Raw genomic sequence first — 20,609 nt, forward strand, 5'->3', positions numbered from 1 at the left:
GGAGGACGCGGCATGGAAGCCTCGATTGGTGGGATGGCGTCCGGGATGCGGGCGCAGGCCGTCAAGTACAGCGCCGACTCCATGGAGACGTTCAGGAAGCAGGTCGAGGGCCTCATCGAGGACCTCCAGGGCTCGAACGCCGGCCCCGGGAAGTTGAAGGCCGATAATTCGGTGACCCGCACGCAGTTCGGCGGCGGCGGCGCCGCCTGGGGCGAGGCCCAGGGTGCCTACGCGTCGTACGACGGGACCCTCTCGCGCCTGGTGGAGCTCTCCAGCCTCCTCAACGACTGCCTGGAGGGCCTGGGGATCGCGGTCGTCGCCTCGAAGAACGGCTTCGAGGAGATGGACGACGACATCAAGCGCAAGATGATCAACATTCACCAGCGCACCTTCGACGCCAAGGAGAAGGCGGACAAGGAAGCGGGTCGCGGGGCGCCGGAGAGCGAAGGCAGCACGGGCCTTGAGGATGGCGGCATCTACAAGTAAGCGGGTGTCGGACAGAATTTCGGGGACACGGGGAAGAGGCGAGAGATGAGGCCTGCAGAGGGCGGCGGTGGCGGCGGAACGAACTTCCGCGCCATGTCCCATCAGCAGATGCTGGCGTGGCTGGACGAGGCCAGCAGTTTCTACGTCGGCGACGCGGCGGAGCGGCTGAAGGCGGTCGGGGATCAGCTGGAGAGGATCGCCGAGGACCTGAGCGCCAGCATGCGGCGCATGGACTGGGAGGGCGAGGCCGAGAAGGCCTTCGTCGAGTGGGCCACCAACGTGGCCAATTCGACGAAGGGCCTCGCGGACTACAGCAAGGACGGGGCCAAGTGGATGGCGGAGAACTCCTCCGCCATCGCCTCGGCGCAGAGCGCCATGCCCCGGTACACCTCCCACGCGTCCGCCAAGGAGAACCTCGAAGCGGCGCTGAAGTACCGCAACGATCCCGACTCCCGGACGATCGCGAGCAACGCCCGGTCCCAGATGGCCGCGAGCGAGGAGCTCGCCGCCATCGAGGCCAAGGAGGCGGCGAACAAGGAGGCGGCGGCCAAGGAGATGGACCGCCTCTCGTCCGCGTACTCGTGGTCGAGCTCCAACATGAAGAACAGTGTTCCTCCGACGTTCCCGCCGCCGCCGGGGGCGTTCGTGCCGGATGATCGAGAATTTCGGGACGACTCGTCGTACGTCGGCTCAACTCCGCAGGGCGACAGGTCCACCGGTACGGACACGTCTACGGACAGGTCCACGGGGACGCAGAGGACCCGTGAGACCGACGCCAACCGGACCACGCCCGACTCGCCGGTGACCCCGCCGACGGGTGACCGGCCCGGCTCGAACGACGTGGTCAAGCCCGGCGACAGGCCCGACGTCCCGACCGAGGTCAGGCCTGACGTCAAGCCCGACGTGCCCGTGGACCTCGGCATCGACAGCGTGGACACGCTGCCGCCGCAGACGCCCACCACGACCGGCCCGGGACCGACGCAGAACACGCCGCCGCCGATCACCAAGGACGGCGGTACGCCGCCGTACGTGACCACGGGCATGCCGCCGTTCCCCTCGAAGAACGGACCGGGTCCGCTGACCTCCACGCCGCCCATCAGCGGTGGCAACGGAAACCCGCGTGGCCCGGTTCCCGGCAGCCAGCGCACCGGTCTCGGCGTTCCCCGCGAGGGCATCAGCGGCGGACGCCAGGTGCAGAGCACGCAGGGGCGCCCCGCGACCGGCATCCCGCGCAGCACCGTCATCGGCACGGAGCAGGGCGGGCGTAACGGCACGGGCATGGGCCGCGGCCCGATGGGCGGCGGTATGGGCACCTCCATGGGCGGTGGCATGGGCGCCGGCCAGAACGGCATCAGCGGCGGTCGTCGACTCGCCGGTGAGACCGGCGGGGTCGTCGGTGGCAAGGCCCAGCGCCCCGGCGCCGCCGCAGGCGCCGGTGCGCGTCCCTTCACGCCCGGCGGCTCCGGCCTCGTGCGCGGAGCGACGACGCCGGCCGGCCGTGAGCGCGAGGAAACGAACGGAGAGCGTCCCGACTACCTGGTCGAGGACGAGGAGACCTGGCAGCAGGGCAACCGCCGCGTGGCGCCGCCCGTCATCGACTGATCAGCGCGAGGAAGCAGATGTCTACCAGCAGTACGCGTCGGAGCCGTGCCCGAGTGACCGCCTCGGCCGCCTTGGGGATGCTGCTGGTGGGCATCGCTACCGTCCCTGCCCAGGCGGAGGACTTCCGCGCCCAGCAGTGGCACCTGGACGCCATGGGCGCCGAGGAGATCTGGCAGCTCAGCACGGGCAAGGGCGTCACCGTTGCGGTGATCGACTCCGGGGTCGAGAAGAACAACCCGGACCTACGCGGTCGGGTCCTGGAGGGCAAGGACTTCGCGTCGCCCACGGAGTCCGGAAACCAGTTCACCGACTATTCCGGGCACGGCACGGGAATGGCCGGTCTCATTGCGGGCACCGGAGCACGTGACGGGGGTCAGGGGGCCTACGGGCTGGCTCCGGGAGTCAAGATCCTTCCGGTGCGTATCCCCGGTCTGGAGGGCGGCGACGCCAGCATGGATCAGGGCAGTGAGAACTTCAACCGCTTCGTTCCCCAGGCGATCACGTACGCGGCTGACTCCGGCGCCAAGGTCATCAATGTCTCCCTGGGCAATGCGAAGGGTTCGCAGGCCCTCACCGATGCGGTGAAGCACGCCCTCGACAAGGGAGCGCTCGTCTTCGCCTCAGTCGGAAACACCGGCGATAAGGGAAACCGGTTGGAGTATCCGGGAGCGACCCCCGGCGTCGTCGGTGTCGGCGCTTCTGACAACAAGGGGCAGCACGTCCCTACGTCCCAGCACGGCGACCAGGTCGACATCGTCGCCCCCGGCAAGGACACCGTGCACGCCTGCGGCGGCGGCACGGGTGTCTGCAAGTCCACCGGCACCAGTGACTCCACCGCCCTCGCCTCCGCCGCCGCCGCGCTCCTCTGGTCGAAGCACCCCGACTGGACCAACAACCAGGTCCTGAAGGTCATGCTCAACACCGTCGCAAAGCCCGCCGGGGGAGAGGCACGCAGCGACTACCTCGGGTACGGCGCCATCCGCCCGCTCCGTGCGCTGAAGACGCCCGGCGACCCCGGGCCGGCCGATGTCCGGCCCATCGACGACCTCACCGAGGTCGCGACCGCCACGCCTTCCGCTCCCGCGACCACGGCCCCGGCCGACCCCGGTCCTGTGGAGACCACCACCGTCGCCCCCGCGCCCGCGCCGCAGGCCGCGGCCGAGGAAGGCGGGAACACCGGGCTCTGGATCGGGCTCGGGATCGGTGCGGCCGTGCTGCTCGGTGTCGGCGTCGCCGTACCCGTACTCCGCTCGCGACGGAGCTGACTCCGTCCCTGCAGCCCAGCCCAGCCCTGCACAGCTGCTGAACAACGTCCGTGACTCACCAGGGGAAGTAGATGTCGTTCGACGAGGAATGGGGCCAAGTCCGCAGCGAGAGCGCTGCCATGAGGCTCAACGGCGTGCCCGCCGAGTCCGGCGGAGGCGGCGGTGCCAGTGACTACAAGGTGACCTCCGCCGACCTCAAGGCCATCGGCAACGAGGCCCAGGAGCTCTTCCACTGGTTCGAGCGGGACGCCTTCCACGCGGGCGCCCAGACGGACACGGCGGCCAAGAGCCTCGACGGCGACGGCTTCCTGACCGGATCCGCGATGTGGACCATGTGGGACACCTGGCGCGGCCAGTGCGAGACGCTCCTCAGCGCCTGCGCGCACATCCACAACCACCTTGAGGACACGGTCCTCAGCCACGCCAACCATGAAGAAGTGCTGGTCACGAACTTCTCCATGTCCACGATCAACGAGCACTTCAAGTAAGCCGACGACGGCACGGCACACGGCACGGCAACGGCTGACGAGGGACGTTTGATGCTGAAGTTCGACCAGGTTCTCCACGCCCGGCTCGGTAGCCTCAAGGAGGCGGCCACGGTCTGGGGGGAGGCGGTGTCCAAGCTGGAGAAGTCCAAGGAGAAGGCCGACAACGGCCTCAAGGGCAAGGCCGAGAAGGCCGACTGGAAGGGCGAGAACGCCGGGGTCACCCAGGAGTTCGTCCGGAAGACCGCCAAGGAGTTCGGCGACGCCCTCATCGGCGCGACCAGCATCCGCAACATCCTGCGGGACGCCGAAGGCGAGTTCCAGGCCGCGAAGACCGAGCTGGAGAAGCTCGTCGCGGAGGCACCCGGCAAGGGCATCCGCATCGACCAGGACGGTGTCGTCAGCCACCTGATCCACCCTGACCGCCGGTCGAAGGACTACGACGGCCCCAAGCCCGAGCAGGCCGACTTCGAGGCCGTGCGGTCCGCCATCAAGGCCGCGCTCGACCGAGCGAACAACGCCGACGACGTGGCATCGCGCGCGCTCCGCGGCCTCGTCGGCAACGACCAGAACAACTTTGCCGGCACGAGCTACGACTCGCTCGCCGCCGCCTCGAAGGCGCAGGACGCCGAGGACGCGCACGCCGCCTACGAGCTGTACAAGAAGGGCGACGACGCCACCCCGGCGGAGATCGACAAGCTCAACGCCCTCTTCAAGGCCAATCAGAAGGACCCGTACTTCGCCGAGAAGTTCGCCCTGGAGGTCGGGCCTAAGGGCAGCATGGAGTACTGGGCGGACATGGGCGACCCGAGCGACGGCTCGCGCCTCGGTGTCGACCACCGCGACAAGCTGAAGGAGCTCCAGACCAACTGGAGCATGACGCTCGCGACCGCCACCCACTCCACGAGCCCCGAGATGGAGCAGTGGAAGTCCGACGTCATCAAGGCCGGCGGCGAGCCGATCCAGACGCGCGGCACCAGCCCGTACGGCTTCCAGGTCATGAGCAACCTGATGCGCGTCGGCGACTACGACGACAAGTTCCTGAAGGACTACGGCAACGGCCTCGTCACCACCGAGCGGAAGATGACGCACGACGGACGGCTGCCCGCCGACCGTGCCTGGCGGCAGATGAACGGCATGCCGAGCCACCTGAACTGGCAGGGCGGCGACCTCGGCAACGACCCCATGATCGGCTTCATGGAGGCCCTCGGGCACAACCCCAAGGCGTCGACGGACTTCTTCAACAGCAGCATCGACACCACACCCGAGAACACCAAGGACAACAAGAAGCTCGACCCCTTCGACTACTTCACCAAGGACCGCCAGTGGCCCGAGGAGCTGAACGACAAGGGCGACAGGACCAAGGAGCCCGGCTACAACGCGCTCGGCCACGCTCTGGAGTCCGCGACCACCGGCCATCCGTACGATGCCGAGACCGAGGGTCTCAAGGACGTGCGGACCAAGGAGAACGCGGAGGTCATGCAGAAGGTCGTCGAGCGGTACGGCGACGACCCGAAGTACATGCATGAGCAGAAGGGCATCGACGACAGCCTCGGCAAGATGGGCGCCGCCTACATCGACGAGCTGAACCGCTCCCTGGAGACGGACAGCGACACGACGATGGAGGAGAAGACGAACTCCCCCTTCGGCAACAACGACGACAAGGGCAAGTCGCGGTTCGGCGAGGAGTTCGACACCGGGCTGCTCTGGAACCGCGGCGACGCCGTCAACTTCATGGGCATCGTGTCGCAGAGCGAGACCGGGCACTCCACGCTCTCGGCGGCCGAGATGCTGTACACGACGAGCGTCCTGGACGAGGTCGGCCCCAAGCCCGGCTCCACCTTCGAGGACCGCGACCTCACCGACGCGCGGACGACCCTGCGCATCGGCTCCGAGGCGCAGGGAATCATGGACGAGTCCCGCATGGCGCAGATCGACAAGGACTACGAGAAGGACTCCGAGGAGCACAAGAAGGCCGTCGGCAAGACGACCGAATGGGTCAAGTTCGGGGTCGGCGCGGTCGCCGCGGGCGGTGTCGTCGCCCTGACCGGCGGCGCCGGTGGCGTACTCGTACCGCTGGCCGCCGAGACGGTGGGCGGTGCCGTGGTGACCTTCATCGGCATGGAAGCCGACGACATGGCCGAGAAGTACGAGAAGGACGAGCTGCTCAAGAAGAAGTCGGACGACCTGAAGGACGAGGCACTGGCCATGGGCAAGGAGAACTCGCTCAGGCCGGGCATCGCCTACGCGAACGCCCCCGGCTGGAGCGAGCGGGACCGCAACTACCTCGACGAGGAGCTGGTCAAGTACGTCCGGGACTCGCGTATGCACTCCCGCGACAACTCGCTCCCCGACCCGTACGAGAAGAAGTGACCGGCATGAGGGCCGCGGTGGCGGGGATCGGGGCGGCCGTCGCCGTGGCCGTTCTCCTCACGGGCTGCTCCGGCGGCGACGCAGGCGACGGCGCGCAGGAGGCGAAGGGGCTGACGGCGGCCGAGGTGTGCCGTGGCTTCGCGAAGGACGCGCCCACCGCGGCAGCGCTCAAGGCCGCGATGGGCAGCGAGCGTTTTCGCGACGACTTGTCCGAACCGGACAGGGCTCTGGACCTCCTGAAGGACGCGACCAAGGCGCCGCCGGCGGATTCGTACCGGCCGCAGCCGGTGAAGTACTGCCGGCTCCTGCCCGCGGAGAGTGAGAAGGACAGCCTCTCCATCGAGTTCGGTCCGGCTCAGAAGGCCCCGGGGCTGAATTCGGAGCACGCCAAGGTGGTGACCTCCTACGCCTCGGGCCTGCAGGCGTACTCCTCCTCGGGCATCGGAAGGCTGTACTTCTCCTGCGGTCTCAAGGCGCCGGCCCACGACATCGTCGTCGAGGCGGCCGTCCACGGCCCCGGAGGCGTCCCGGACACGGACCTGGAGCAGCGCACCCGCCTGATCACGCTCGCCAACGCGGCCGCCCGGCAGGTCTCCGCGGAGCTCGGCTGCGAGAAGGACGGGCTGGCGGCGGGCGTGCCCTCGCCCACCGCGCACCCGACGTCGTGAGACGCAGGGGCGGGGCGAGAGCCGTCCCGCCCCGCCCCCGTCAGCCGCCTCGTCCTACTGGCCGTAGACCGGCATGGCGTACAGCCGGCCGCCGCGGGCGATGAAGACGCGGTTCGCGTCGCTCGCCAGCTGGTAGGCGCCCTCGTTCTTCATCTTCGCGACGAAGAGGCGCTCGTGGGTCTTCTGGTGGACGACCTGGACGTGGGTGTTGTCGGGTGCGTGGACCCAGACCGTCGTGCCCGCCACGGCCGGGGGGTTGACCGTGCCGACGCCCGTGCCGTCCAGGACCTCGTACCAGTCCGAGGCGGGGAAGTCGATGTCGAGCAGGGTCTTGTAGCGGTAGACGTGGTAGCCGTCGGCCGCGATGACGAAGTCACCGTCGACGGCAGGCGTGCTCCAGCCCGGGCCCCCGTCGTTCTTGGCCTCCTCGTCCCACAGGTAGTCGCCGCGGTCGAGGCGGCGGGCCGTGAGCGTGCGGCCGCCGAGGTAGGCGGTGTTGTCGCCGAGCGCGGGGGCCTGGCCGTCGGTGCCCTGCTCCTTGACCTCCCACTCCGTCTCGCCGGTCTCCGTGGAGAGTGCGGCGACGCAGCCGTCCCGGCCGTGGATCACGAGCCGCTTCCTGCCCACGGCGGCCTTCGCGGGGCCGAGGTAGGAGCGCGGCGAGGTCATCGGGCGCGCCCAGGTGGTGGCCAGGGTCCAGGCGTCGACCGCCCGCAGTTCGTTGTCCTTCGACACCAGGAAGACGTGGGTGTCGTCGGCGGCGAGGAGGTGGTCGACGTCGCTCTGGGTCTGCCAGACGTGCTTGCCGGTGGAGGCGACGAAGGCGTGGGCGACGCCGCTCCCGTCGACGCCCACGACGAGCCGGCCGGCGACGGAGACGTAACCGGCTGCGGTGTCGATCTCCTTGGCCCGCCACCGCTCCTTGCCCTTCGTGACCGAGAGCGCGAGCAGGCCGCCCGTCTTCGCCTGCACGACCACCACGTCCCGTACCGGCAAAGGGAGTTCGGTCTCGTCGGAGGCGATGTCGACCGGCCCCCACAGGGGCATCGGGACCTCGCCGTAGGCCGTGTCGATGATCGAGACGAAGGCCGCCTCCGGGGTCGCCACGGCGGGCGGCACATCGGCGGTCGGTGACTTCTTCACCTCGCCGCGGCTCAGCCACCAGGCCCCCGCCCCGCCGCCGGCGCCCAGGACCGCCACGGTCACGGCCGCGCCCGTGAGGAAGCGGCGCCGGGATGGACTCTTCCCGCCGGGCACGGCGGTCTCCTCGGGGGCCGCCAGGCGCTTCGTGGAGGACTCGCGCCGCTTGATGTCCTCGGCGAGCGGACCCTTGCGCCAGGCGCGGTCGGCGCCCTTCGGCGGGGCGAAGGCCTGGACGACCTGCGGTGGAGCCGGGCGGAACGCCGGGTCCTTCGCGAGGCACGGGCCGATCAGCTCCTGGAGCTCCGGCGGCACGAGGCTCAGGTCCGGGGTGCCGTGGACGACCTCGTACTGCACCGCCGACACATGGGCGGCGTCGAAGGCGCGCCGGCCGCTCGCCGCGTACGCGAGGACCGCGCCGAGCGAGAAGACGTCGGAGGCCGGGCCGACACGCTGCCCGAGGACCTGCTCCGGCGCCCCGTACCCGGGGGTGACGGGGATCTGGCCGGTGGTCGTGAGGGTGAGCCCGTGCTCGGGGCGGGCGATGCCGAAGTCGATGATGCGCGGGCCGGTCGAGGTGAGCACGATGTTCGCGGGCTTCAGGTCGCGGTGCACGAGCCCCGCGGCGTGGATGTCGTGGAGCGTGCGGGCGAGGTGGGCGGCGAGGGCGCGGACCGTCGGCACGTCCATCGGTCCGTACGCGCGGACGGCGACGTCCAGCGTCGGGCCGGCGAGGAACTCGGCGGCGATCCACGGCCGCCCGCCCTCCGTCTGGGCGTCGAGGACCCGGGCCACGCCCTGGCTCGTGACGGCCCGCGCCATGTCGGCCTCGCGGACGAAGCGCTGGGCGAGGTGCTGGTCGTGGGCGAGCTCGGGACGGAGGACCTTGACGGCCGCGGGGGCGCCGGAGGAGTCCCGGCCGACGTACACCTTGCCCATGCCGCCCTCGCCGAGGACGCCGAGGAGGCGGTACGGGCCGAGCCGGAGCGGGTCGCCGGTGGCAAGGGGCTGCGTGGTCACGAGGTGCTTTCCGGTTGGTGGAGGTGAGGGGTGGAGGGCGGGCCGGGTCAGGCGTAGGGGATGGCCACGACGGTCGACGTTCCCGCGCCGATGATGCGGGCCCGCTCCTTGTCGACGACGTACCGCGTGGCGTCCGTCGGGAAGACCCAGTCCGAGACGCGGGTCGACAGGTCGACCGCGCTCAGACCGCCGCGGACCGGCGCGTACGCGTACTTCTTCCCGATGATCGGCCTGTAGTAGAAGCGTGGCGTCACCGGCCGGTCGCCCGGCTTCTCCGCCCAGAACTCGGTGCCTTTCATCGCGCTGACGGCCACGAGTCCCTGGCCGCTCACGCTCGTGTAGACGAGGCCGTCCGCGAGGGCCGGCACACCATAGGCCATGGGGTCCTTGCCGCTGCCGTACTCCCAGGCGACCGCCCCGTCCGTCAGGCGCACGGCGCGGAGACGGTCGCCGCCCGCGTAGACGTGCCGCTCGTCGGCGGAGAGCTGCCCGGGGACGAACCCGGCGGACTTCTCCAGCGGCAGCCGTCGCTTCCACAGCTGCCGCCCCGTGCGCACGTCCCGCGCCTGGACGAGGAACGAGTCGAGGTCGCCGCTGTTCTTGCCCAGGATCAGCCGGTCCCCGACGACCTGGGCGAGCCACGGCCTGACCCCGTCCCATTCGTACGGATGCCGCCACGCCTCCTTGCCCGTGCGCAGGTTGACGGCGAGCAGGTGCCAGCCGATGTTGTCCAGGTCCGAGTCGCGCTCCCGCTTGCCCAGACGTGAGGCGGTGAAGAGGATGCCGCCGACCGCGGTGAGGAGCTCCGTGGTCGACCCGTCGATGCCCTTCAGCTCGATCGTCCGGGCCGCCTCCTTGCCGGTGCGGGCAGCGAGCGTACGGATGTTCAGGGCGCCCGGTCCCTCGAAGGGGCCGTCGGACAGGTAGTAGTTCGCGCCGTCCGTGGTGACCTGGTGGGGGTCCCTGACCGCGGATTCGGCCCAGAGTTCGCCGCCGTCCTTCGTGTCGACGGCGCGGAAGGAGATCGTCTCCGCGAAACCCACGACATCGGGGCCGGCGAGCAGCGGGGCGATCCTCTCCTCGCGGTCGAGGACGTCGTCCTGCCACAGCGCGGCGGGAGCGCCGTCGACGGAGGTCGGGGCGGGGACGGCCGTCGGGCCGGTCGGGGTCGGGGTGCCGCCCTTGGCCGAATCGTCGTCCGTTTCGCGGGAGTTCAGCCACGCCCACACCCCCGCGCCCGCACCCGCGAGGCCCAGGAGCGAGGCGCTGCCCAGGGTGAGGGCGCGGCGGCGGGAGAGCGGGGTGCTCGGGGCGGTCTCGGCGAACGCGGCTCCCGCCGGGCCCGGCAGGCGGTGCGGCGCGTGGAGCCAGACGTCCGTCGCCCGGCGGGCGATGTCGGCGAGCACGAGCGGGGGCAGGTGGTCCGCGAACTCGCCGTGCCCGTCGTGGAGATGGGCGGTCAGGTGGGCCGTGGTGGGCCGGGCTGCCGGGTCCTTGGCGAGGCAGGCCGTCAGCAGTGGCAGCAGCGCCTCCGGTACGCCGGCGAGGTCGGGCTCGGCGTAACGCACGCGGTAGAGAAGGTCGGCCGGGGAGCCCGTACCGAAGGGGCCGTGGCCGGTGGCGGCGAAGACCAGGACGCCCGCGAGTGCGAACACGTCGCCGGCCGGAGGGTGTTCCTGGCCGCTCGCCTGCTCCGGGGACATGAAGGCGGGGGTGCCGGCCGCCGCTCCCGTACGGGTCAGATGGTCGTCGCCGGCCGCGCGGGCGATGCCGAAGTCGATGATCTTCGGGCCGTACGCGGTGACCAGGACGTTCGAGGGCTTCAGGTCCCGGTGGACCACGTCCGAGGAGTGCAGCTGGGCGAGGGCCCCGGCGAGCGCGGCACCGAGCGCGCGGACGGTCGGCTCGGGGAGCGGGCCGCCGAGCGCGACGGCGTCGTCGAGCGGCGGTCCGAGGACGTACTCGGTGGCCAGCCACGGGGTCTCGGCGAGCGGGTCGGCGTCGACGACGGCCGCGCCGTGACGCGCGCCGATGATCCGTGCCGCGTCCGTCTCCAGCCGGAAGCGGGCGCGGAAGGCGGGGTCGGTGGCGAGCCGGGCGTGCACGGTCTTCAGGGCGACCGTGCGGCCGCTGGGGGTGCGCGCCAGGTAGACCGTGCCCATGCCGCCGGAGCCGAGGCGGGCGAGGAGGCGGTACGTGGCGACGGCGGCCGGGTCGTCGTGGGTCAGGGGCGACAGCATGAGGTCAGGTCCGTCGGATCGAGGGTGAGGGCGGGGCGACCGCCGGGTGGGACGGGGGAGGCGTACGGGCCTCGGGTGTCGGGTGTCAGGCGCGGGCGGGTGTCGCGCGTTCCGCGGGGACCGTCTGTTCCGGCAGTTCGGGGAGTTCGGCCGCGAGCAGTTCCGCCGACTGGCGGGCGAGCGCGGCGATCACCCGGCCCGGCAGCCAGCCGGGGGTGAGCAGGGCGCCGGCCGAGCTCAGCATCGTGTGGTGCGCGCTCGGCGGCGCGAGCGAGGCCATCAGGGCCGCGGCGGTGGGGCGGTCGGCCGGGTCGCGGGCAAGGCAGGAGGAGACCACCGGGCGCAGGGCGGGCGGGAGTTCGTCGCGCTCGGGCACGGTGTGGCCGGTGGCGGCGTACGCGAGGACGGCACCGAGGGCGAAGACGTCGCCCGGCGGCCGGGGCCGGCCGCCGGAGGCCTGCTCGGGGGCGAGCGCCCCCGGGTCGAGGCCCGGCAGTCCGGTACGCGGCTCGCCGTCGGCCGCGGCGGCCCGTACCGCGCCGTAGCAGCTCAGCCGGGGGCCGTCGGCGGTGAGCAGGACGGCGGCGGGGGAGACGCCGGCGTGCGTGAGGCCCTGCGCGTGCGCGGCGGCGAGCGCCTCGGCGAGGGCGGCGCCGAGGGCCCGGACCGTGGCCTCGGGCAGCGGTCCGCCGTGGACGGCGAGGGCCACGGGGAGCGGGAGCGCGGGGACGTACGGGGTCGCGTACCAGAGGGGAGCGGTGGGGCTGGTGGGTCCGGTCGGGCTGGTGGGGCTGGTGGGGCTGGTGGGGCTGGTGGGTCCGGTGGGGCCCGCGGATCCGGTCGCTCCGGTGGAGCCCGCTGTTCCGGCCGGTCCCGCTGTTCCGGCCGGTCCCAGGGCTCCCGCCAGTCCCAGGGCTCCCGCCGGTCCCACGGCTCCCGCCGGTCCCGCCGGTTCGGCCACGTCCGTCACCGGGGCGATCCACGGGCCGAGCAGGTGCCGGGCGGCTGCCGCCTCGGCGGCGAAGCGCGCCGGGTCGGCGCCGGGCAGTGGGGTGCTGAGGAGGACCGTACGGCCGCCGTCCGAGGTCCGGGCCACGAAGCGGCGGCAGGGGACGGCCGTACCGGGCGGGTCGAGGCGCGTGATCAGCCGGTACGGACCGATCCGCCGGTCCGGGGCGGCCGGGCGGTCGGAGGCCGTTCGCACCGCCGGGGTCGTCCCGGATTGTCCTTGCGTGCGCGACCGTTCCACCGGTGAGTCCCCCTGTCCGTGCGACGGCCCCGGGGTGGCCCGGGACGGGTCGAGCCTATCGAGGCGGCGGGACGTGGCGGCGGGGCGGGGCCCGGCGGGGTACGGGGCCGGAGGGCGGCGGGCCCGGAACGTCCGAGGCTGTCCGGGTTGCGAAGGTGAAGACTCGGCCCGGGTGTGCGGCGAAGCATCGTGAAGATCTCGCTCCGCGAGGAAATTCCCGGCCGCCACTGCTCGAACACCCGGTCGTGCGACTACGATCGCCGTGATTTCGTGGGCACGGAACTTGCTGAGGCGAAGCCGGAACGATCACGATCACGATCACGAACACGATCACGAACACGATCACCACACGATCTCCGGCTCGAACACCGCACGGGGGAGAGCATGTCGTTCGAAGACGAGTGGGCGTCGGTCCGGTCGGCATCCGCGGAGAGCGTGAACATGCGGCTGAACCAGGTCGCCCCGGAGCCCGGCGGAGGCGGCGGCAACGCCGACCTCAGCGTCGACCAGGACAAGCTCGGGGCCATCGGCAGCGCCGCCTACGCGCTGCACGGCCGGCTGGTCAAGGACGGCAACCACGCGCGTACGAACACCACGGAGGCGGCGACGGGCATGTCGACCAACGGCTTCCTCACGGGTTCCGCGATGTCGACCGTGCAGGAGACCTGGAGCTCGCAGCTGAACACGCTGCTCGACGCCTGCGCCAACATCTCCAACCACCTCGACTACAGCGCGGCCTCCCACGCGAAGGAAGAGGAAGACATCCGGGCGGCCATGGCGGCCTCCAAGATCGACGAGTACTTCAAGTAGGCCGGGGGCCCAGCTGTGTTGACCTACGACAACGTGCACCACGCGCCGCTCGACAAGATGAAGGCGGCGGCCGACGACTGGTCCGCGATGAAGGGCAAGCTGGACAAGCTCGCCGACGACGCCCGGACGACGATGGCCGCGAAGGCCAGGGACGACTACTGGCGCGGTGTGAACGCCGAGGTCACGAAGCCGTTCGTGGACAAGACGGCGAAGGAGTTCGAGGACGCCGCGAAGGCCGCCGACGGCATCCACAAGGTCCTTGAGGACGGCTACAACGCCTTCAAGAAGGCGAAGGACGAGCTCAGGACGATCGCCGACACCGACGCCCCCGCCAAGGGCTTCCGGGTGAAGCCCGACGGCACCGTCGAGGCCAGGGAGCCGCTCTCCGCCATCAAGGACCCGGCCGCCCGGCACGACCCCGACTTCCAGGACCTGGTGCGCAAGGAGCGGGCCGACATCCGGGCGATGGAGGAGCGGATCAAGGCGATCCTGGAAGTCTGCACCGAGGCCGACGTCGCCTGCTCCAACGCGCTCAAGGCCAACATCACCGGGGACAAGCACAACTTCAGCGGGCCGAAGTACACCAGCCTCGACGCCGAGGAGGCGCAGCGCGCCGTCGACCTGGCCAAGAAGGGCCGGGACATCTCGCACGAGGAGCTGATGCGCCTCAACGAGCTGCTGAAGGACAACAGCGGCTCCAAGGAGTTCTCCAGGACCTTCTACGACGGGCTCGGCCCGAAGGGCTCCCTGGAGTTCTTCGGGCAGCTGTCCACGGACACGTACGACTACTCGAAGGTCGACAAGCAGCGCCTCGCGGACGTCCAGGACCTCCAGCGGAACCTGGGCATGAACCTGGCGACGGCCACGCAGGGCGGCGACGCCTGGACCGACAAGTGGTCCACGGACATGCGCAAGCTGGGCACCGAGCGCATCCCGCTCGTCAAGTACGACAACAACCCTGCCTTCGGCTACCAGTTGCTCGGCGGCATCATGCGCTACGGCAACTACGACCAGAGGTTCCTCGTCCCCATCGCGGAGCACGTCACCCAGCTGCACGCCAAGGACCCGTACCTCTTCGCCAACAGCAAGCCGATGGGCGGCGGCTGGCTGAAGAACCAGTACAACCCGTCCGGCGTCAACGGCTCGGGCTTCGACCCGATGATCTCGATGCTGGAGGCGCTCGGCCACAGCCCCGAGGCGGCGAAGGAGTACTTCTCCAAGGAGCCGACCTCGTACAACAAGGACGGCAGCCCCGGCGGGACGGTCGACCTGGACCCGAAGAAGGACGGGAACCAGACCGGTTACCTGAACTACTTCCAGAACAAGGACTACGACTTCTTCCCCGACGTCGAGGGCCACAACCCGGACGACCTCACGAAGACCATGGGGTACATGCCGGACGCCCTCGGCCACGCCCTGGAGGCGGCGACCACGGGCCACGGCTGGGACGACCCGAACCCCCAGCTGCACCGGGACGAGAAGTCCGCCGAGATCATGAAGCAGGTCATCGACACGTACGGGACGAACACCGAGCTGCGCGAGCAGCACAAGACGCTGATGGACAGCCTGGGCAACATGGGCGCGGCCTACATCGACGACCTGAACTACTCGACGTACAACTTCGGCGGCACCGGCGACTCCCTGGGCCGGGACGACCTCTTCCCGGCGAGCAGCGACGGCAGCTCCCGGACCGACTTCGGGGAGGGCGCGAGCCTCCGGTTCATGAACGCCGTGGCGAGCGACGAGGACGGCTACAAGACGATGTCCGCGGCGCAGCAGGTCTTCGAGGCCAGTGGCATCAAGGCGCTGGAGGGGGACAAGGACTCCGCCCTCACCTTCGCGCACAACGCCACCAAGGTCCACGGAATCCTCGACGAGTCGCGCGTCTCGCAGATCGCCATCGACTTCAAGGACCAGGAAGAGGCCAAGAACCTGGAGCTGGAGAAGCAGGCCGAGTGGCGCAAGTCGGCGGTCAGCGGCAGCGTCGCCGTCGTCGTGGGCGTCGGTTCTGCCGTGGTCCTCGGCCCCGCCGCCGGGCTCGTGGCGGCGACCGCGGTCCCGCTCGTCATGGAGACCGTGGGCTCCACGGTCAGCACGGGCTACGCCGCCGACACCCTGCAGTACCTGAAGGACAACGAGTACAAGAACGACGACGAGGCCGACGGCGCCGTCCTGGACGTGAGCAAGGCGGGCGAGGCCGCCGCGGCCGTCCCGATCCTGAACCTCGCCGAGACGCACCACATGACGCAGCAGGAGCGGCGGGACCTGATGGCGGCGGTCGAGCACTCCTACGACGCCGGCCGCCTGGACGTGCAGAACCTGACGAGGAACAAGTGACGTCGATGGTGAGGGCGTTGAAGGTGAACCCGGCGAAGGTGAAGACGTCGATGGTGACGACCTCGATGGTGACGACCTCGATGGTGACGACCTCGAAGGTGTCGGCGACGAGGTCCGCGGTCGTGGCCGGGGTGGCGGCGCTGGCGGCCGTGACGGCGCTGGCGGGGTGCTCCGGCGGCGGCGAAGCCGGGGGGCCCGCGCCGGAGACGGCGAAGGCGCTGGCGGTCTGCGAGGAGGTCCTCGGCGCGTCAGGCGTGTCCGCGGCCCGCGCTGCCCTGGGCGACGCCGACTTCCGGGCCGAGAGCGCGCCACCGGCACAGGTCCGTGAGGCGATGCTGAAGGAGGCGCGGTCGTACGCCCCCGGGAGCGAGGACCTGACGCGCTCCACGTACGAGCCGTGCCGGATGTCCACGGCGGAGGGCGGGAACGTCCGGCGGGTCGACGCCCGCGTCCAGTGGTCCGTCCAGACCATGGACTCCGTGACCGTGGACGACAAGGAGCGGAAGTGGGCCAAGGCGGCCGCCGACGTGTACGTCCGCTGGGAGCGGGAGCCGATGGACGCCCTCGTCGCGGTGGTCCCCTGCCGGGTTCCCGGGGCGGCCGCCGGCCAGGAGCGGGAACTGCCGCTCCAGGTGTCGGTGCGGAGCCAGGGGATCGGTACGGACGGGGAGACGCTCGCCGGGAGTCTGCTGACGCCCTTCGTGCGCGACACCCAGAAGCGGCTGGGCTGCCAGGACCCGGTGACGGTTCCGGAGTCGCTCCTGCCGGAGTGACGGGTCGTGTGGTGACGGGGTGACCCCGTGCCCCGTGACCTGGTGACGCGGTGACGGGGTGACCCCGTGACCTGGTGACGCGGTGACGGGGTGACCCCGTGACCTGGTGACGCGGTGACGGGGTGACCCCGTGACCTGGTGACGCGGTGACGGGGTGACCCGCGTCGGCGGGCCACCCCGGGTGGCGATCGAGAGACCGTGGCGGGAATCGAACCCACGTAACTCGCTTTGCAGGCGAGTCCCTGAACCACTCGGGCACACGGTCGTGTTGTGCACTGGTACGACCGTAGGGCGGCGGCCGGAAGGGGCTCAAGGGTTCCGGGGGCCGTGCCATGCGACTGCAACGCGGCTGCCACACCCCGTTCACAGTCGGGGCCGGATTCAGGCGGACGTGTCGTCCGGGGCGGCTTCCCGGGGTGTCTCCGAGGTCGTGTGGAGGATGGCGCGGGCCTGTTCCGCGGCACGCGCGGTGCTCTCGCTGACGTAGTCGAGGAAGCGGGCGATGTTCTCCAGGCGGGTGCCGGCCGGGGTGCTCGCGCCGAGGACGCCGACGCCCTGCCGCGCGGTCTCGACGATCTGGGCGGTGGCCCGGGCGCTGGCCATCATCGACTGGTACCAGACGTCGGCGTCGACGGTGTAGCGCTCGCGGCGGCCCTCGTCGCGCTCCCGGCGGACGAGGTTCTGGCTCTCCAGGAACGCGATCGCCTTGGAGACGGTCGCGGGGCTGACCTGGAGGCGCTGGACGAGATCGGCCGCGGTGAGACTGCCCGAGTCGCTGATGCAGAGGCACGCCATCACGCCGGACATCATCTTGGGCATGCCGGACTGCATGAAGACGGTGGTGAGGACCTCCTCGTACTCGCGCACGGCCTCCGGGTCGCGCCCGTGGGCCTGCGGGCGCGCCTCCGGGCTCCGGGGCGCGCTCTGCCTGCTCCGGTGCGCGCGGCGTTCGGTGGCGCGGTGGGCCAGGTCGGCGCGGTAGGAGGTGGGGCCGCCGTTCCGCATCACCTCGCGCGTGATGGTCGAGGTCGGACGGTCGAGGCGCCTGGCGATCTCGGCGTAGGCGAGGCCGTCGGCCAGTCCCAGCGCGATCTGCTGACGTTCCTGCTGGGTGAGCCTGCCTCCGGGCATCGCCGTCTCCTCCGTGCTGCTCGTGTTCGTGCCGCTCGTACTCCTCGGATGCCTGCACTATAGCGTTCACCTTCATTTCATTGCAACGGGAGCGTCTCGCTCGTTGCGTTAGAGTCCATGATGGTTGCAATGAAATCCTTACCTTGACCTGCATTGATGGGGATTTGATGCAACGGCGTTGTTGCTCGACCCTTGAATGCAACGTAGCGTTTCTCTTGTCGGAAACGGCGCGGACAAGAGTCCGAGGGCCCGAACCGCAAGAACCCGAGGAGTACGTCATGCAGTTCCCCACCACCGCCCCGATCGCCGTCGTCCTCGATGTCCCGGCCGGTCTGATCCGCTTCATCGCCGCCGACCGGGCCGACGCCACGGTCGAGGTCCTCCCGGCCGACGCCTCGAAGGGCCGCGACGTGAAGGCCGCCGAGCAGATCGCCGTCGGCTACACCGACGGTGTGCTGCGGATCGAGGCCGCGCAGCCGAAGAGCCGGATCCTCGGCAACTCCGGCTCGGTCGAGGTCACGGTCCAGCTCCCGGCCGGCTCCAGCGTCGAGGCGAAGACGGCCGCCGCCGACCTCCGGGGCGTGGGACGCCTCGGTGACGTCACCTTCGAGGGCGCGCAGGGCACGGTCAAGCTCGACGAGACCGCCGCCGCCCGCCTCACCCTCCAGGCCGGTGACATCGCAGTCGGCCGCCTGGGCGGGGCCGCGCAGATCACCACGAGCAAGGGCGGCATCCGGATCGCCGAGGCGATGGGCGGCACGGTCGTGCTGCGCACGGAGGCCGGTGACCTGGAGGTCGGCGCCGCCCGCGGCGTCTCCGCCACCCTCGACGCCGGCACCTCCTACGGCCGCATCCGCAACACCCTCCAGAACAGCGCGGGCGCCAAGGCCGGCCTGAACATCCAGGCCACCACCGCCTACGGCGACATCACCGCCCGCAGCCTCTGACCGCCACTCACCGCCGCCCGCGGCACCGCACGTCACCGCCTCTCGCATCCCTGAAGGAGCACTCCCCATGACCGACCTGGCCATCGCGGCGAACGGACTGCGCAAGTCCTACGGCGACAAGGTCGTACTCGACGGTGTCGACCTGGCCGTCCCCGCAGGGACGATCTTCTCCCTGCTCGGCCCGAACGGCGCCGGCAAGACCACCGCCGTCAAGATCCTCTCCACCCTGGTCCGCGCCGATGCCGGCGAGATCCGCGTCGGCGGCCACGACCTCGCCGCCGCCCCGCAGGCGGTCCGGGCCGCGATCGGCGTCACCGGCCAGTTCTCCGCGGTCGACGGCCTGATCACCGGCGAGGAGAACATGCTCCTCATGGCGGACCTGCACCACCTCTCCAAGAGCGAGGGGCGGCGGGTCGCCGCCGAACTCCTCCGGCGCTTCGACCTGACGGAGGCCGCGAAGAAGCCCGCCTCCACCTACTCCGGCGGCATGAAGCGCCGGCTCGACATCGCCATGACGCTGGTCGGCGACCCGCGGATCATCTTCCTCGACGAACCGACCACCGGCCTCGACCCGCGCAGCCGTCACAACATGTGGCAGATCATCCGCGAACTCGTCTCCGACGGCGTCACCGTCTTCCTCACCACCCAGTACCTGGAGGAGGCCGACGAACTAGCCGACCGCATCGCCGTCCTCAACGACGGCAGGATCGTCGCCGAAGGCACCGCCGACGAGCTGAAGCGCATCGTCCCCGGCGGGCACGTACGCCTCCGCTTCACCGACCCCGCCGCGTACCGGCGCGCCGCCCTCGCCCTCGGCCCGGGCGAGGAGCACGGGGACGACGAGTCGCTGTCGCTGCGGATCCCGAGCGACGGCAGCCAGCGCGAACTGCGTTCCCTCCTCGACCGGCTGGACGCCGCCGGCGTCGAGGCGGACGAACTGACCGTCCACACACCTGACCTCGACGACGTGTTCTTCGCCCTCACCGGCACCAAGGTCCCCGCCCAGTCCGCGCAGTCCGCGCAGTCCGCGCAGTCCGCGCAGTCCGCGCAGTCCGCGCAGTCCGCGCAGTCCGCGCAGTCCGTTCAGTCGGACCAGCCGGCCTAGTCCGGCCCGCTCAGCCCGCTCAGCCCGCTGAACCTGCCGAACTTGCCGAACCCGCTCAGCCCTGCAGCCCTCCCAGCCGAACCAGTCCGAGGAGAACGTCCGATGAGCTCCCTCTCCCTCGCCGTGCGCGACTCGTCCACGATGCTGCGCCGCAACCTCCTGCACGCCCGGCGCTACCCGTCCCTGACGCTGAACCTGCTGCTCACGCCGGTCATGCTCCTGCTGCTCTTCGTCTACATCTTCGGCGACACCATGAGCGCCGGCATCGGCGGCGGCGACCGCTCCGACTACATCGCGTACCTCGTCCCGGGCCTGCTTCTGATGACCATCGGCAGCACGACCATCGGCACCGCGGTGTCCGTCTCCAACGACATGACCGAAGGGATCATCGCCCGCTTCCGCACGATGGCGATCCACCGCCCCTCCGTCCTCGTCGGACACGTCGTCGGCAGCGTCCTGCAGTGCGTGATGAGCGTGGTCCTCGTCGGCGCCGTCGCCCTCGCCATCGGCTTCCGGCCCACCGGCGCGACCGCCCTGGAGTGGCTGGCCGCCTTCGGGCTGCTCGTCCTCTTCGCCACCGCCCTCACCTGGATCGCCGTCGGCATGGGCCTGATCAGCCCGAACGCCGAGGCCGCCGGCAACAACGCGATGCCCCTGATCTTCCTGCCGCTCATCTCCAGCACCTTCGTCCCGATCGCCTCGATGCCCGGCTGGTTCCAGCCGATCGCCGAGTACCAGCCCTTCACCCCGGCCGTCGAGACCCTCCGCGGCCTCCTGCTCGGCACCGAGATCGGCCACAACGGCTGGCTCGCCGTCGCCTGGTGCGCGGGCCTCACCGTCCTCGGCTACTTCTGGTCGACCTCGAAGTTCAACGACGACGCGAAGTAACCGCCGTGACCGCGCGGGCCGGCGCCCGCACCCCCCGTACCCCCTGTACCCCGCACCCCCCCGCACCCCCTGCACCCCGCACCCCCCGTA

At 70.9% G+C, this 20,609-nt stretch carries 16 protein-coding genes and 1 tRNA gene; 12 read left to right on the top strand and 5 right to left on the bottom strand.

Going from position 1 to position 20,609, the window contains the following annotated elements:
* Positions 1-12 precede the first annotated feature (12 nt).
* The 6 genes from IE124_RS00285 (at position 13) to IE124_RS00310 (ending at position 6,879) form a co-directional block, all read left to right on the top strand.
* Positions 13-486, top strand: a complete 474-nt coding sequence (locus tag IE124_RS00285; RefSeq protein WP_189503532.1) for a DUF2563 family protein — start codon at positions 13-15, stop codon at positions 484-486.
* Positions 487-531: 45 nt separating this feature from the next.
* Positions 532-2,088 carry a hypothetical protein gene (locus IE124_RS00290; protein WP_189503534.1) on the top strand — a complete coding sequence of 519 codons (1,557 nt, stop codon included), beginning with the start codon at positions 532-534 and terminating at the stop codon, positions 2,086-2,088.
* A 17-nt stretch (positions 2,089-2,105) separates the two neighbouring features.
* The gene (gene mycP, locus IE124_RS00295; RefSeq protein WP_189503537.1) at positions 2,106-3,353 is read left to right on the top strand and encodes a type VII secretion-associated serine protease mycosin; all 1,248 of its coding nucleotides are present in this window, start codon (positions 2,106-2,108) and stop codon (positions 3,351-3,353) included.
* Positions 3,354-3,424: 71 nt separating this feature from the next.
* Positions 3,425-3,841 carry a hypothetical protein gene (locus tag IE124_RS00300; protein ID WP_189503539.1) on the top strand — a complete coding sequence of 139 codons (417 nt, stop codon included), beginning with the start codon at positions 3,425-3,427 and terminating at the stop codon, positions 3,839-3,841.
* 51 nt (positions 3,842-3,892) lie between these two features.
* On the top strand, positions 3,893-6,211 hold the full coding sequence (locus IE124_RS00305; RefSeq protein ID WP_189503541.1) for a DUF6571 family protein: 2,319 nt from the start codon (positions 3,893-3,895) through the stop codon (positions 6,209-6,211).
* A gap of 5 nt (positions 6,212-6,216) precedes the next feature.
* Positions 6,217-6,879, top strand: a complete 663-nt coding sequence (locus IE124_RS00310; RefSeq protein WP_229831993.1) for a hypothetical protein — start codon at positions 6,217-6,219, stop codon at positions 6,877-6,879.
* A 54-nt stretch (positions 6,880-6,933) separates the two neighbouring features.
* Here IE124_RS00310 and IE124_RS00315 read toward each other — a convergent pair whose 3' ends face one another.
* The 3 genes from IE124_RS00315 to IE124_RS00325 form a co-directional block, all read right to left on the bottom strand.
* Positions 6,934-9,039, bottom strand: a complete 2,106-nt coding sequence (locus IE124_RS00315; RefSeq protein WP_189503545.1) for a serine/threonine-protein kinase — start codon at positions 9,037-9,039, stop codon at positions 6,934-6,936.
* Between the two features lie 47 nt (positions 9,040-9,086).
* The gene (locus IE124_RS00320; protein ID WP_189503547.1) at positions 9,087-11,279 is read right to left on the bottom strand and encodes a serine/threonine-protein kinase; all 2,193 of its coding nucleotides are present in this window, start codon (positions 11,277-11,279) and stop codon (positions 9,087-9,089) included.
* An 85-nt stretch (positions 11,280-11,364) separates the two neighbouring features.
* The gene (locus IE124_RS00325; protein WP_189503549.1) at positions 11,365-12,483 is read right to left on the bottom strand and encodes a protein kinase family protein; all 1,119 of its coding nucleotides are present in this window, start codon (positions 12,481-12,483) and stop codon (positions 11,365-11,367) included.
* 429 nt (positions 12,484-12,912) lie between these two features.
* Between IE124_RS00325 and IE124_RS00330 the strand changes: the two genes are divergently transcribed.
* The 3 genes from IE124_RS00330 to IE124_RS00340 are packed head-to-tail and all read left to right on the top strand — an operon-like array spanning position 12,913 to position 16,448.
* On the top strand, positions 12,913-13,338 hold the full coding sequence (locus IE124_RS00330; protein WP_189503551.1) for a hypothetical protein: 426 nt from the start codon (positions 12,913-12,915) through the stop codon (positions 13,336-13,338).
* A gap of 15 nt (positions 13,339-13,353) precedes the next feature.
* The gene (locus IE124_RS00335) at positions 13,354-15,675 is read left to right on the top strand and encodes a hypothetical protein (protein ID WP_189503553.1); all 2,322 of its coding nucleotides are present in this window, start codon (positions 13,354-13,356) and stop codon (positions 15,673-15,675) included.
* On the top strand, positions 15,672-16,448 hold the full coding sequence (locus IE124_RS00340; protein WP_189503555.1) for a hypothetical protein: 777 nt from the start codon (positions 15,672-15,674) through the stop codon (positions 16,446-16,448). Before IE124_RS00335 ends, IE124_RS00340 begins: the two co-directional genes overlap by 4 nt.
* Positions 16,449-16,641: 193 nt before the next feature.
* Here IE124_RS00340 and IE124_RS00345 read toward each other — a convergent pair.
* Positions 16,642-16,713: transfer RNA gene (locus IE124_RS00345), tRNA-Cys, on the bottom strand.
* A 116-nt stretch (positions 16,714-16,829) separates the two neighbouring features.
* Entirely contained in the window at positions 16,830-17,579 is a 750-nt protein-coding gene (locus IE124_RS00350) for a helix-turn-helix domain-containing protein (protein WP_189503557.1), read from the bottom strand.
* A 278-nt stretch (positions 17,580-17,857) separates the two neighbouring features.
* Here IE124_RS00350 and IE124_RS00355 point away from each other — a divergent pair, with 278 nt between their 5' ends.
* From IE124_RS00355 to IE124_RS00365, 3 genes are all read left to right on the top strand, one after another.
* On the top strand, positions 17,858-18,526 hold the full coding sequence (locus IE124_RS00355) for a DUF4097 family beta strand repeat-containing protein (protein ID WP_189503559.1): 669 nt from the start codon (positions 17,858-17,860) through the stop codon (positions 18,524-18,526).
* A 67-nt stretch (positions 18,527-18,593) separates the two neighbouring features.
* A complete protein-coding gene (locus tag IE124_RS00360; RefSeq protein ID WP_189503561.1) occupies positions 18,594-19,631 on the top strand; it encodes an ATP-binding cassette domain-containing protein in 1,038 nt (345 codons plus the stop codon).
* A 102-nt stretch (positions 19,632-19,733) separates the two neighbouring features.
* Entirely contained in the window at positions 19,734-20,519 is a 786-nt protein-coding gene (locus IE124_RS00365) for an ABC transporter permease (protein ID WP_189503564.1), read from the top strand.
* The last annotated feature ends 90 nt before the right edge of the window (positions 20,520-20,609 follow it).

The sequence above is a fragment of the Streptomyces narbonensis genome, assembly GCF_014649015.1.
Taxonomy (GTDB): Bacteria; Actinomycetota; Actinomycetes; order Streptomycetales; family Streptomycetaceae; genus Streptomyces; species Streptomyces narbonensis.